Annotated in this window: 5 protein-coding genes; all 5 read right to left on the reverse strand. The window is 58.7% G+C overall.

Annotated elements, in window-relative coordinates; translation table 11 throughout:
- Nucleotides 1-26 precede the first annotated feature (26 nt).
- A complete protein-coding gene (locus tag K3G63_RS22420) occupies nucleotides 27-4,787 on the reverse strand; it encodes a hypothetical protein (RefSeq protein WP_220616393.1) in 4,761 nt (1,586 codons plus the stop codon).
- A 57-nt stretch (nucleotides 4,788-4,844) separates the two neighbouring features.
- Entirely contained in the window at nucleotides 4,845-8,951 is a 4,107-nt protein-coding gene (locus K3G63_RS22425; protein ID WP_220616394.1) for a hypothetical protein, read from the reverse strand.
- A gap of 237 nt (nucleotides 8,952-9,188) precedes the next feature.
- Nucleotides 9,189-11,906: a DUF6603 domain-containing protein gene (locus tag K3G63_RS22430; RefSeq protein ID WP_220616395.1), complete on the reverse strand. Its 2,718-nt coding sequence runs from the start codon at nucleotides 11,904-11,906 to the stop codon at nucleotides 9,189-9,191.
- Nucleotides 11,907-12,699: 793 nt separating this feature from the next.
- Nucleotides 12,700-12,996, reverse strand: coding sequence for a hypothetical protein (locus K3G63_RS22435; RefSeq protein ID WP_220616396.1), 297 nt, complete (start codon nucleotides 12,994-12,996; stop codon nucleotides 12,700-12,702).
- 5 nt (nucleotides 12,997-13,001) lie between these two features.
- On the reverse strand, nucleotides 13,002-14,799 hold a 1,798-nt coding region (locus tag K3G63_RS22440), incomplete at its 5' end, for a hypothetical protein (protein WP_220616397.1).

Below are 14,799 nucleotides of genomic sequence, written 5' to 3' on the forward strand. Positions count from 1 at the left end.
TCAACAACTTACTTCGTAGCGGCGCCTTACTCGTTGGCCGGAGCCAGGGGTTCTTCCCCGAAGCGGGCGGGGTCCTGGGCGGCTTGCTTAATCTGGCGGAAATCGAGGGTGAAGGTGGCCGCAGCCTGGGCCACCGGGGCTACCAGGGCGGGCAGCACCGTGCCCAGGTGGGTGAAGGCCAGGCTGTCGGGCTCCACGGTGCGCTTTTTGGCCAGGTCCAGGGTTTCGTTGATGGCGCCTAGCAAATCCTCGAAGCTCCAGGTGCTGGTGGGCGTGCTGGCCCGGGGCGACACCACCAGCAGCAGGCTCTGCGGAGCCTCCGTGTTGGGCTGGTCGTAGTGAAACGACAAGCCGGTGGTTTCCAGGTTCTGGGGCAGAATTTCTGTCCACTCGTCTACCCACAGCGCGCACTGCGTAGTGTCTGCGGGCTGGTAGCCGGCAGGTAGCACCTGCACCAGCGAGAGGGCGTCGCGCGGGGCCTCGTAGTTGCTGGGGAAACGGACGCCCAACCAGTAGTCATCGGGGCCGGCGCCGGCCGAAAGCTGGGCGGGCTGCAGATCGAGGGGCTGGTAGCCGGGTTCCTCGGCCCAGAGCAGGTCATTCATCAAGGACACTTTCTCCAGCTGATCCAGGGGCTCGCGCACGCAGGCCACGCCTTGCAGCCACTCCTGCAGCAGGAGGGGGTTGTCGGGGTGGGCGCGCAGCAGCTGGGTGGCGCGGGCGGGCGTCACGGCCTGGGCGTAGCCGGCGGGCGTTTCAACCATCAGGCTCAGGCGGTAGGCCGGGCCAAACAAGGCCTGCCCTACGGCCGTGTACCGGTCGGTCAGGCTTCCTTCCTGGTCGAAGGCTTTCTCCGCGGCGGCCACGCGGGCCGCCACGGCCCGGGCCACGGTACTCAGCGAGTTCAGCAGCAGCTCGGCCTTGGCGCTCAGGGCCTGGCTGGCTTCGGGCACCCCGTACAAGGACACACGGTAGAACAGCTCCCGCAGGTTGGCCTGCTCGGCCGAAGACAGGGGAGCCGTCAGCTCTAGCTGACCGTTTAGCTGCTCACTCAGGGCCTGCAGGGCCTCGAAGCTGGCGTGCAGGCGGTCCTGCACCTCAGCCTGCTCCACGCCCACCGGCTCGGAGGTAGCGGCCGGGGTGCCCGTCAGCTGGCTGGGGGCGCGCAGGTCATCGGGCAGGGCCGGGCGGGTGCCGCCCAGCAGCTGGCGCAGGCGCCCGGCCAGGGGCAGCAGGCGGCGCAGGGCCTGTACCCCGGCGCTTTCATAGTCGAGGGCCCAGGCGGTTACTACTACTCCGGCGTTGGTACGGGGGGTAGTGGCCTGCTTGCGGCGCAGGGCGCGCAGTAGCAGCTGTTCCAGGGCAGAGCCGGCCTGCAGCTGGCCCGGCTCCAGGAGGTAGAGCAGGTCAATGGGTTGTAGCCCCAGCTCGGCCAGCATCACCGATTCCACAGCGCCGGTTTCTTCGTCCACCAGTTTATCACTACCACTAACTGCGGTTGGTGCGTCAGTAGTGCCAATGAAGGAGAAGGACACGGCCGCAGGATTACCAAAGAAGCCGGCCAACCAGTTGTTAATGCGCGGCTCGGCGCTGGCCCGGGGCGTGAGGGCTACCCCCTCCCAGGCCCCGCGGGTGGCGGGCAAGTGCAGCAGCACCCGGTGCGTGATGGAGTTGCCGGTGTGGGGCGGGTGCACAATTTCCGGGTTCACGGGAAACTGCCCCTTGGCCACGCTTTCGAGCATGCCCGCAGCCCGATCGGCGTTGCCGAGTACGGCCTGGTACATGCTCTCCCCCACGGTCAGGTCGCCGAGGGCATCGAGGGTATCGGCCAGGGCAGCCAAGTGCTGATCTACAGCGGCCACAAACTCGGCATTTTCCGGGGTGGCAGCGGGCAGGTCGGCTATGCCGTAGGGGTAGGCTGAGGTATCATAGGCTTGCAGCAAGGCCAGCCCATCCACCACCTGGCGGGCAGCCTGTTCCGGGGCGGCTTCGGCGGAAGCCGCCTGCTGGCTCAGGGCCTGGGACTTGGCCTGCGGAAAGTGGGTGCGGAAAATGGGGAGGTAGGCCCCATACGGGCGGCCCTCCACGCGGGCCGGGGTTTGCAGCAGGCTGGCTTCAAACTCCTGCCCCAGCACCGCCGCCAGGTTCTGGCCCGCCCGGATGCCGTCCAGCACGGCCAGGGCCTTGCGTACGCGCTCCGAGGACAGGTTAACGGCCATGCGCTTGGCGGCGGGGTCCTCGGCCTCGGTGGTGAGCTGGCGTGACTTGTAGCCCTGGCGCAGAATGGCAGCGGCCGTAGCGTGGTTGAGGGTAGGGGCGTGGATAAAGCCCAGGTTATCGGGATCCAGGCGCACGCCGTCCGGCCCGGCCACCGACTGGTCGGCCGGCTTCACGTCCTCCAGCCAGGAGAAGGCGCCCAGGTAGCTGCCTTCGGGGCGAGTCTGGCGCAGGGTAGTAAGCTGCTGGGCTACCTGCGCAATTTTCCAGGCATCGATGCGGTAGTTGCCCAAGTCGAGGTGCTCGGCCAGCAGGCGCTCCAGACGGGCTGTAGGCAGGATGGCCAGGGACTTCACAGCGGCCAAGTAATCTTGTATGCCTTGGTCGGCTTGCAGGGCCAGGTGGAGCTGTTGCCCGTTGTAGTCGTGGTAGAGCCACTCCCAGGGTGCCGTATCCTGCTGCAAGATGTTAAACAGCTCTTTTTCCGCCCGCTCCTCGTCGGTTTTGCGCAGCAGGCGCATGGCCGCGTCCCAGTACTGGAGCAGCACGGCCTGGCGCAGGAAGCGGTAGAGCAGGGCCTGGGGCCGCGGCCCGTCATAGGGCAGGTTTTCGCGGCGGATGTCATCGAAGCTAGCCGTGGCCAGCCACTCGATGTAGTTCTTATCTAGGTTGGGGAGTGGGGCCAGCCCCTCAGTTTCCGACAGCGGTTGGTCGTCGATGAGGGAACCGAGTTGGCGCTCCTGGCTGGCCTGGTCGGCGAAGGAGTGGGCTACCTGGCTGAAGGTGGTCTGAAACACCTGGTCGAAGATAACCGGCCACTGCTCGGCCGTTAGCCCCAGGGTTCCGCCAGCGGAGTCGGCCGTGTCGAGCAGCGTGCGAAACTCCTCGTAAAGCGGGTTCAGGGGTGCCTCGTTGCTGCCGAAGCGAGCCTTGGTGCGCTTCTGGCTGGACCAGATGGTTTGGGCCCGGGCCACCGCCATGGCGTTCAGCGAGTCGGCCATGACGGGCCCCATCATGTAGCGCTGGTAGTACTCCACGGAGGTGGCATCGGCGCCCAGCACCGTGAGCAGGTTTTGCTGGTCGGTGGGGGCGGCGGGCAGGGCTACCTGGGCAGCGGCGGCGCCCACGGTGGTAGGGTAAAGGCCCGCCGGGCGCAGTCCCTGTTGGTTTAGGCGCTCGGTCCAGGTAACGTCGAGGCGGCGCAGCACCTGTTGGAGCGTGGTGGCGTAGTGGTTAGGCGAGGCCGGCGCTTCCCAGGCCGAAAACCGGGTGGTGGGCAGCACGCTGTACGGCTCATTGCCTACCCGGAAGGCAGGCAACGGCCCCCGGCCCGATACGTACCGCTCAAAGAAGGAGCGTACCCAGTCGATGGCCGGCAAACTCAGCAGGGGCCGCAGCATCTGCTCCAGGTAGTAGCCGTAGGTAGCGGGCCACAGGGCCTGGTTCATGCGCACAGCCTCCTGGCCGTCGGTAGTAGTGGCGTGGGCCACGGTCAGCGCGTCGCCGAGGATGGCCTCGGGTAGGCCCAGGGCGGTAGCCAGCCGGCCGCCATCGGTATCCGGACCGGGCGCAGACTGCGTGAGCAGGGCAAAGCTGGCGTCGGCATCGAATTGCTCGTCGGAGCTGAAGCCCGCCCCGTCGGCGTCGGCGTTGTTGGTAGGCGTGCCTTGGGGCACCAGCGCCAGCCCGTCGGTGAAGCGGTGGTCGTGCAGAATCTGGTGCAGGCGGCCGGAGGTAGGGGTGCCATCGGCGAGTACATCTTCCCGCACGCCTACCACTACCAGGCGCTTAAAGCCGCGTTCGTACTCTTCATCTGAGAGGGGAATGCTCAGGGCCATGCCCTGCTCCACGGCCTTGGGAAAGTCGACCGTCCAGGCATTGCCCTCGTCGAGGCCCGTGATACCCGCCTCAACGCCAGACAACTGAGGATCAAAGCCTACCGTCAGCTTGTCGGCGGAAATGGCGCGCCCTTCTACTACGCGGCGGGCCACCAGAAACTCAGAGGTAGGGTTGGGAATGAGCCGGGCCAGGCCCGGGCGGCGGGCGTCGTTGTAGGGTGCCTGGAGCTTGTCGAGCAGCTGCTGGCGCAGGAAGGGCTCTACCTCCGCGCCGGTATCGGCTTGGTCGTAGAGCACTACCGAGAAGTGGTGGGGCATCACCCGCGAATACGCCGCCTCGGTCCAGCTGTCGGTGGCCTCTTCCGGGGTAGGGAACTGGGGCGTGAGGGTCAGGTCCCGGGCCATGGCATCTAGGTTGGTGGGGCGGAGCTGGCGCACAATCCACAGGGCGCGGGGCGAGCCGTATTTCTCCACTAGGCCGCGCCACAGCGGCAGCGAGTGCAGGGCGGTGCGGGACTTGCCCTCGGGGTCAGCCTGTTCCCAGTAGCGTTTGGCATCCTCGATTTCGGCCGGGGTCAGCCCGCACTCGTGGGTGCTGATGCCGATTTGGTCGGGGTAGAAGCGCACCCGCAGCTCGTGGGGGGCCTGGGGGTTGCGCACAAACTTAACCTGCACCCGCACCGGGAACAGCAGCACCGGATACTGCGAGGAAAATGAAGTGATATCGGGCATAATAGTAGCCTGGTTCAACTAGAATAATAAACTGATGGATAAACTCTTGCTATTCTACTACAGTAGCTCGGCCGCGTGTACCGAGGCCATAATGGGTTGCTGGAACAGGGCGTAAGCCAGCTGGGCGCTGTTGCGCACGTAGGGCACTTTGGGGTCGGCCAGCACGTGGGGCTTGGTTGCCGAGGCGAAGTTGCCCAGGTCGATGTTGTCGCCTTCCTCCGTGGCCAGGTAGGGCCAGGAGAAGTCGTTCCAGGTAGCCGGGTCGTCGGTGGCAGCCGTATTGGGGGGCAGGCTGGCATCGAGGCCGAACTGCGGCTGGCCGGGCCGTTCCATGAAGACCAGGAAGTAGCCCAGGTCGGTGCCCTGGCCCGTACCGCGGGCTTCGGCCAGGGGCAGCTCAAAGTTCACCGTCACCATATCCTGGCCCACGTTCAGGCGCTGGGTAGGGTATACGGTGCGCGTTTCATCGGGCTGTAGCACGCCACTCACCTCGTGGGCCGCCTGGGCGCAAATAACCAGGTTGGGGTAGAGGCGCACCAAGTCGGAGCGGATGGCCAGCATCAGGTTGGGCGAGCGGGCCTCCGGTGGGCGGTTGCCACCCAGCGGGTTGGCCCACTGGTCCAGGGGCTGCACATCGAGGTAGGCTTCTTCCTCGGCGGCGGTGGGCTCGTCGTCCAGGTGCATGTTCTGGTGCTCACTCACGTCCCAGAACTGCTGGAAGTAGCTACCTCGCATATCGGTGGGGTACTCGCGCCAGAGCAGCTCCGAGCCCAGGGCGTGGTTGGCCCCGAGCATAAAGGCTTCAATAAAGGCTTGGTTGACCTCCAGCTGGGTGATGCTGTTGGCCGGGAAGTTCTCAATGTTGGGCAGAAACAAATCGGGGTGGCTTTTGCGCAGCAGCTCGCCCAGAGCGTCGGGGAAGACGGGGTAGGCCATGACCGGCTTGAGCAGCACCTCGCCCGGAGCGGGCCGCAGTGCGGCCCGCGAGTTGCTGACCGGCAGCAGGGCAGCGGCTAGCTCGTCCTCGGCGCTGGCGGCCGCAAAGCTGGCCTCGGCGCTGGTTGCGCGCAGTGCCGCTTCGGAGCTTTCCGCTTTCCGGCTCAGGGTCGCCATGAGGGGTGGCTCGCTGGGCTTCGTGGTGGTTTCTTCTTCCGCCAGCAGCAGGAAATCCGGGGCCTCAAAATCTTCGGCGGCCCAGTCGCCGGGTAGCACGGGCAGAGGCACCTGGGCCCCGCCAGCATCACCGACGCGGGAAAGGAATACGCGCTCGGGCTGGGTGCCGAGCAGCACGCCTCCTTTCACGGCGTCCAGGTTCAGGAAGGGTAGGCGGGGGCGCACCGTCTCGAATCCTGCGGCCATAACTCCGGCTTTGAACTCTCCGAATGCCTCGCTGAACGCCTGCTGCATGGTTTCGGACACGGCTTGATATTCCTTACCCCGAAGCACGCGCAGCGGCAGGGGGCTTCCTCCTTCCTCGTCCCTCAGCAACTGGTCCACTGCCTGGTCGTTGAACTGCGAGAGGCGCAGGGCTTCCCGGCGCGGGGCAGCGGCTTGCACCGTCTGACGTTGCAGCAGGGTCAGCAGCTCGTCGCGCTGGCGCAGGCTGGTGCCCGGCTCCACCAGCGTGCGGGCCGCCGGGGTGGTTTCGGGCTGGGTAGGCCGCAGGGGCCGGCCGGCCTGGCCCACCTGGTAGCGCCCGAACGGCTTGGTAATGCGGCGGAAAGCCGGGCTGAAGGCGGCCACCGGCACGTTGCTTTCCCGAATGGCCTGCCGGGCCGTAAGGCCGGTGCCGAAGGGGCGCACCCGGTCCAGGGCCATGCCCGTCAGGTGCAGGCCGTAGTTGTCCAGGGATTCGATGACGAGCGTTTCGGGGGCCGGGGCGGCCGCAGCGGGGGCATCGGCAAGCGCCATCCGCGCGAAACCGGCCGTTTCCGCCTCGCCCCCCAACTTGGTTTGCTGGCCCGCGGAAAGGGTAGTAATGGTTACGGGCAAATGCTGCTGGCGTAGCCCTTTGGTCGTGCGCAGGCCGAACTGGGCCCCGCGCAGCTTCTGGTTGGCCAGCAGCACGTCGCGCACCTGCTCCCAGGCCCGTTCCACAAAGTCCTGCTGCTTGTCCTGTACCAGCTGAGCGCCCAGGCTGGCGACCAGGCGGTAGCGCGGGTCGAGGTTCACCTGCTCGGGCCAGGTGGTGAGTTGCGTGCTCGTGCGGGGGTCGCTGAGCCCGGCTGAGTTCAGGTAGGAACGGCCGTAGAGGGGAGGCGTAACCACCGGGCGCTGGCCAGCTACGGAGGGCGTGACCACAAAGCCCGGCTTAAGCTCATCGTACAGATACTGGGCTACTTCCGCTTCTACTTCTCCTATGCCGGCCACCTCGGGCACCAGCACGCCGGGCATATCGAGCAGGTAGTCTTCCCGCCCCGTATCAACCAAGATGTTGCCCAGGGGGGCGGTGGCAGCAGCTGCCACAGGCTGCAGCTGGCGCACCAGCGACTCAAAATCGGCGGTGGCGCTGGTCTGGAACTCCCAGTCGTAGTACACGGGGAAGTCGACGCTGCCGGTTTTGCCGTCCCAGGCGGAGGTATTGCTGCTCACCCCTGACGGAATTTGCTGGCCCAGCCCCGCCAAGCGGCCCGCCTCAAAAGCCGGGAGCAGGAAAGCCCGGTAGCGTTTGCCGGCCGCCAGGCGGCGCGGGCTGAACACGCGCGAGTACGCCAGCTCGGGCCGCTCCTTCAGCTTCGTGTTCAGAAACTCGTTCATGTCAGCAGCCGTCAGAGCCTGGTGGGCCTGCACGTGCGCCCACAACGACTGTTGGTCTACCGCCGGGAAAACGGGCTTATCGGTAACGGGGCTGGTGACGGGCACGCGCACCAGCGGCAGCGGCGTGGTGTTCTGCTCCGGCAAGGTGTACTCGCCTTCTTCCAGCACTAGCAAAAACAGCCAAGGCTGGGTGGAGGTAGCGCCGGTAGGGCTGTAGCGCCAGGGCAGGTCTTCCTCCTTGAACTCGATGGAAGCCAGCTGCAACGACGAAAACTGCGTTTCGTTGGGGTTGGGGTTAGTATCCAGGATAGCGTCCGGGTTGATGCCGAGCACGTCGCCGGGGCCGTACACTTCCGCCGTTTTCTCGATGTGCTCCTCCGTGGGGCTACCCGCGTTGGTACGGCTGGTAGCCGTGAGGCGCAGCGTAATGGCGGGCCGGGCCGAGCCCTGCACCGCCTGTGCCACCTGGGTCAGCTTGCTTTTCACCCAGGGAATGAAGGAAAGCTGGTCGCCTACCTGCACAACCGGTACCGTATCCTTTATAATAAAGGTACCCGTCAGGGTAGGCTGGCCGTCGGATATCTGCACCTCCACGGCATAGGTGCCCGCCGCCAGCCCCTGGAACATGTGGCTGGCCTGGTTATAGGCATTACTAGTGCCATCGTTATGGTTATAAAAAGACTCCCAGTTTTGCCAATTCCCGCCGTCCTTCTTAATGCGCCCCGTAACAGTGGCAGTAATGGTAGCCCCGGAAACCGATTTGACGAACACATCAGCGCTGCCGTTGTCGCCCGTAATGGCGCTATCTGGCTGTACCACAATGTGGTCAATGGCCAAAATGGCTACTGAGTTGACAATGGTAAACTCTCCCTGCAACACCCTGGGGCTGTTGCCTCCCATCACCTCTACAGAGTAGTGGCCGGGGCCCAGGTTTTCAAAGGGCAGACTGGCTCCATCGTACTTGTAGTTCGAAAAATTCGTCCAGTTCTGCCAGGCCTCGCCATCTTTCTTCAGGCGGCCAGTAACGCCACCCGTCGTATAAGTGATGCCCTTCACAAAGACTGTAGCTCGACCATTATCAGAGGTAGCAGAAGTATCCGCCTCAGGCACAATCCGGTCGATGGCTAAAGTATCGGGCGGGGTGGGGGCCGGAACACGAACATTTTTCGACACCGTTTCCCCGCCCCCAGAAAGATAAACAGTATAGGTTTGACCTGCCCGAGGAACCGGCACATCAACGGGTATTTCTCCCACATCTACTACCCCAGAAATAGGAGTGTTGTTATCGTTGGAGATGCTAAAGTTGAAGTATTGTTGTACCTGACCATTTGCTTGAGTGATTTCGGTAAACGTGATATAGCTACCATTGTAGCCATTATTACCATAAGCTTGAAAATCTAAGGCCATATAGTAGATCTAGCTCAAAAGAGCTTAGAATAAATAGTGAATAGATTGTATTGATAAGGTGCGGTGGCGAGGAAATGTAAAGCTCCTGGTGTCCGCCATATTATAATCAGTAACCTACCAGCAGCTCTGCTGACTTCCAGTGCCCCGAATCACAGACTTCCTTAGAGAGAAGCCTGTGGTTCGGAGTTGAATACAGCCTGATATACCAATAACGCCTGCTACGAAACCGCAGGAGCCTTACACCAGCGCCAGCTGGTAGGCCGGCACTACCAGCAGCTCACTGGCCTGCACGGCGCGGTTGGCTACCTGCTGCTGCAAATAGGCTGTGGCCTCGGCTTCGCTTGGGAAGGAAGCTGCTTCCGTGTACAGGCTCAGGTTGCGGGCGTACACCACAGCGTAGGCATCTTCCTGCCAGGTAATGGGGCGGGGTGCCCGCGCCGAGGTGCGGGTGCGCAGGTAAGCGCGCCCAATGCTGCTGTTCTTGGCCAGCTTGCGGTAGGTAGCCTCGGTGGGTTTCACCGGCGGCAGGGTGGTAGCAACTACCTCCGCGGGGGTAGCCGCACTGTCCGCGGCTACCACGTCGGCCGACAAGGCCGCAACACCGCTAGTGGCGGGGCGCGACATCACCACGTGCTCGTACTCCACCACTTTCTGTACGGGGCTGCCGCCGACTAGGCCGTTGAGGCCGCGCAGGCGCAGGCCGCTGCGCATCCGCTGGAACGAGGGGGCCGAGAGCTTCTGCGCATCGCTCATGCGGCGGAACTGCTCGGGGGCGAAGAAGTCGGTTACTTCTTCATTATCAGCGCTCTGAATAGCTGTACCATTCAGCTGCAGGGGCTTGATTTCGGTAATATCAAACCGGTTGTTGCCTGCCACGCTGGCATTGCTGAACTTCTCCAACTGGTAGCCCAGCGGCACGAGCTTCTGGCGGAACACCAGCGCTCCGCTGGGGTCGAGCAGCAGATTGCTGGCCCCCTCGGGCACGGAGCGCAGCACAGCCGCGTTGGAAGTGGCCCCGGTGGGCAACTCCATTTCCCAGTTGCCGGCCGCGTTGAGAGCTTCGGTAAAGAGCGTGTGTACGTTGACGGCCTCCAACCGCTCGGCGGCGCTTCTACCAAAGGTGCTGTTAATGCGGGCCTTGATTTTGAAGCCCAATACTTTAAAGCTAGCCTCGCCTACCACATGCCACGGGGCCGGCCCCGTTACATTCAGCGAGAGGTAGATGCCCAGCTTGGTGCTGCCCTTGCGCTTGATAGCCACGCCGGCGCCCACGTAGGCGGCCACCCGGAACGGATGGAACTGGAACAGCACATCGAAGCCCATGAAGCCTTCCACGTAGAAGCCAAAGGGCAGATCCAGGAACAAGTCCAGGCGGCTACCAAACTGCACCGTATTCGAGGTGAGGGCCAGGTAGCTGGTCAGGATGATTTTCAGATCATTAGTATTGGCTAGGGCCAGCGTCAGGCGGCGCAGGGTCGGCAAATCGGCATTGGCCGGGGGCTGAAACGCCGGGTGGAAGCCCCCCGAAGTCAGCACGAACACCGGATTCTCGCCGCTGTAGAGGCGGAAGGCCGCATCGCCGGTGAGGGCAAACTGCAGAATCTTCGAGTCGGTGAGCGTGGCGTCGAAGGCCACTTTCTTGGCCCCAAAGTCGATGGAGCCTAGGAAGTCGGCCCGCAGCCGGACGATAGGGTGAGCTTCGTCGGGCAGGATGGCTTGTAGCACCCCGAGCAAAGCCAGGCGCACCGGGGAAGGCAGCTCCAGAATCAGGGCCGCATCCAGAGTTATAAGCCTGGGCGTGCCCCAGCCAATCTTGGCCATAAGCCCGAACACGTAGCGGCCTTCGGCGGCGGGGAAGCTGCTCTCCACCGTGCTGAGCACCTCGGTGGGGTTGTCCAGCACGTTGGCCGGGAACAGCAGCCGATCCATACGGCCGGCCCTCACCTGCTCGCGCAGGTAGGGAATGTTAAGCGTGCGGTTAACGCCCACCAGGCCGCCCACGCCATTCAGCGTGAAGCCCAGCCCTAGTTGAATAGGAGCGAACTGCGCCGTAATCAGCAGCAACAGCGAGTAGCCGTCCTGCTGGTCGGGCAGCTCGGTTTGCAGAATGCCCACCGCGTTCAGCGTCAGCTTGTCGCGGAAGGTCAGGTTGGCAATGCCGGCGTAGCGGTGGTTAGCCGGGTCGATGGAGAGGTAGCCCCCGCCCTTGAGGATGTCGGACTCGACTGCAATGCCCACGCCGGTAGGGGCTTTGAAGCTGAAGTCTAGGTCGAAAGGTCCGACGTTGCCTATCTCGTCAGCTTTTTTGAGTTCGGCCTTTAGCCCAATACTCTCTACCGTTGCCGTGACAGGCCCCAACTGCGACTGAGCCGATGCGCCGAATACCACGAAAAGCTTATCGGATACCTTAATTTCGTACACTAGCGACTTCAGGTTCAAAAACTTTGGCCCTAGGCCGTTATTGAAGCTGACCTGGTCGCGCAGGCCTGCGTTGCCGCCAAAGTACAAGCCTCTGCTTTTCGCCCAGCCGACGTTTAATGCAAAATGTACTTCGGTTCCGCCAGTGGGCAGCAGTCGGTTGATAAAGGAGTCGCCTTCATCTGGTGCCAGAAACAGGGATACGTCAGAAGCCGACAGATTCACGCCGTAATCCTCTTTGCCATTCTGCAACGCTAGAAATGCGGCGGCGCTCAAGTCCTTTATTTCCAACCGGGTTCCATCGACGTTGCCGATAGAATAAGTAGTGTCAGGCAGAGAGAACAACCCTACCTTGATCTTTCCTCCGTTACTGCCGATAGACGAGCTTAAGCCCGAAGTATTATTACCAAGAACAAAAGCGCCTGTATTAGCACTGGCCTCTATATCTAGCAGCCAGTCGCCGATGGTTTTGGTAACATCTACTATGCCATTGGGCAGGATGTAGACACCCGGTCCCCCTTCATCGACAGGAAGCAAGCCAATGGCAGCTCCAATTGTCAACGATGTATTGCCACTTGTGAATTGTTTGTATAAGGACAACACACCCTCCATCCGTTTTAGGTCTACAGCAGATAGACCGGCATCCAGCATAGGACTACCTACACTAGCCTCAATCCCCATCGTCGCTAAAAAATCAGCAACTCGGGTAAATAGCTTTTGAGCTACCTTGTTTGTGGTAGTCAGATTTGCTAAATCCGCAGAGCCGTTTGGAATATACTCTGACTTTAGAAGCTGGGTAGGATTTCTAAAAAAAGAAAGGGCTTTATTGAAATTGATATTTGGTATATCACTCGACGCTTTTAAGTAATCACTTCCGACCTGAACTAAAATTAAATCTTTTTCAATAATTCCCAGCAAGGATAGCAGAGAATAAATACCTTGATGATATCTACTTAAATAAATAACAAATAACTTATTAATAATATCAGAAGGCAGGCCGCTCAGCTCAGTATCCAAGGAAGTACCCTGAGTGGACAATAAAGTCAACGCCGTACTTGCCTGCTTAATATTAGCCAATAAATTTCGCGCATCAGCAAATGATGTTGGTGTTGAACTTTCAATAGTAGACACCAATTGCAATAAAATCAAGTTAACAGCTTTTATTTTATCAACAATTTTATTTTTATCAGCTGACGATAAAATAGAAATATTCCATCCTATAGCATTAAGAAAGTTTAGTATTTCTATCTCGCTATTCGACGTTTTTATTAAAGGATTAAAAATATTTGTAACACTTTTAATAAATATTTTATATGAATTTTTGGTCATGTTATTTTTTTTTAAAAATATGTGCTATATTAATTAATAACATCATAAACATTGCTATAAATGAAGCAACACCCAATCCTATAAAAGGCTGTTCATTTGATCCAATAAGAGCAAACGCATATAACGCTGTAACACATGATGGCAATAAAAATAGTATAAAATATATTATTTTATTTTTATTCACGTAAAGATTCGTGAATACCAACTCTAAAATGACTAGAAAAATACATGGTACCATGCCGATTGCAATATATAAACCCCCATAATTCGGATCAAGAAGCAGAGTTGCAATCGTCATTTTTGCTAGAATGAAGGTAAAACTACCGTGTGAACAGTGTGATTGAAGGGATCTACTTGACTAGGATTGCCATGGCTTTTGTACCAAAAGCTTTGCTTTACTGACTTACTCGACGAATCCCATGAAAAGGTAACGTCTCCTATCTGATCTTCACCAACGCCTACTCGATTATTTCCGTACTTCATATGTTCGACGCTGATTTGCTTAACCTTATCTAACGTATTGGTTGTCCAAGTGAATACTGGCGCGTTAGGAAAGCGCACAGACTTGTTTCTCTTATCTAACGCAAATTGCAATGAGTACTCCCATTGTGGGTAATCACCTTGCGCGTCTTTATAATACCGTTCATCAGTCATTCTGATAACCACTGGTGCTTCGTGTCTGTACACAGGTATACCATGAAGTTCCTGTTTATCATGCTGCATCACGTGTGGATTGGGTACAGGTAAGGACCAGCCAGCATACATCAGCGTTGCTCTGTCTAACAGAGTCATGGCCTGGGAAGCAAGAGTACCCGAAAGACGAGTCTTAGAGTCTTGATTCTTTAGCGAACTGCAGACTAACTGAGTAAAATGCGCTCTAACAGGCAAATTTGTATTACTAGGATTTGAAATAGCCGGTCTATGGTAATCAACATTGACACTGAAGCCGTAATGAACATCGCCCGAAAAGAAAACCACGCGCTTGTATTTGGAAAATTCGCGTAGGGCACCTTGCATTCCATCTTCGTTAAATGCCCAAGCTTCTTTATCCTGGTTTTCATTACCAGAAATTGGGTGACCATCCGTAGCTTTAGTACTGAAAAGGTGGAAGGGGGCATCATCAATACCTGCCACAAGCTCTTGAACTATGCCTTCTACAATGGAATGACCGAACATCGGCGCCGGGCATAGCACCAAGGCTACTTCTACCGAAGCCGGCAAGCTATTCAACGGCGTATTAACTTGATTAGTAAGAGCGGAATAGCTCAGGAGTGCCGGCGGTTTAGCAGGGGAATCAATATCGGTAAACTGGCGATGAGTTCGTGAATCCAGTGCTATTAATATAAATTTATTAAAAACAATTGAGAAGTGATAATCAATACCGAAATTGGTTTCCAATGATTTCATTGGTGTATTGTTAGGCCCTCTTCCATCATATGAAATTTTCGGCAAAATTATATTACCAATTTCATTCCATTTTACTGACATGGCGTCACCTCGCGCGCTGTGAACTTGCTGTAATTTAGTAAGCAAATCTCCACCTGGTGTATCAGCATTAAAACGAGCAGGAGTATTGCCCCATGACTGAAATACAGCAAAGGCTACCATTCCGTTTTGAATAATCTTTGTACCTAAGGAGCTGCTATATGCTCTTTCAACCCATTCTAAGTTTAAAAACCAGTCGTCAGTAATTTCATGGTCATCACACATCATATATGATGGAATGTTAGCCAACGCCCGACGGACTTTTCCCAGAGTTGAATAAAAGCTTATTAACGCTACAGCTTCGTTGTCATAAGATTCGCCCAATGGTGTTTTAGAAACAACTATCTGGTCAGCTTTTCCAACGACTTTTGTTGTAGCCGCTGGTTCATTCGGATATACATCATTGAAAGTAGGCAGATCCAGTACAGTTGCTCCACCCGCTGACGTTTTTGTTGGCCAGAGCACGTTAGACCATGCGAAAAGGTACATTGAAAAGAATTCACTCATTCGCATCAGGTGACTTGTGCCTTTCCCATAAGCAGTCAACTTAGCAACCTCTGTGATAATCTTTTCACGCTTGCCAGGTTTAAGAACTGCTGGGAGCTCATCTGTAACT

This window comes from Hymenobacter sp. HSC-4F20 (assembly GCF_019599275.1).
Classification (GTDB): Bacteria; Bacteroidota; Bacteroidia; order Cytophagales; family Hymenobacteraceae; genus Hymenobacter.

Coding starts and splice junctions, on each gene's coding strand:
- K3G63_RS22425 (WP_220616394.1), bottom strand. CDS start 8,951: ATGGCCTTAGATTTTCAAGCTTATGGTAATAATGGCTACAATGGTAGC.
- K3G63_RS22435 (WP_220616396.1), bottom strand. CDS start 12,996: ATGACGATTGCAACTCTGCTTCTTGATCCGAATTATGGGGGTTTATAT.
- K3G63_RS22420 (WP_220616393.1), bottom strand. CDS start 4,787: ATGCCCGATATCACTTCATTTTCCTCGCAGTATCCGGTGCTGCTGTTC.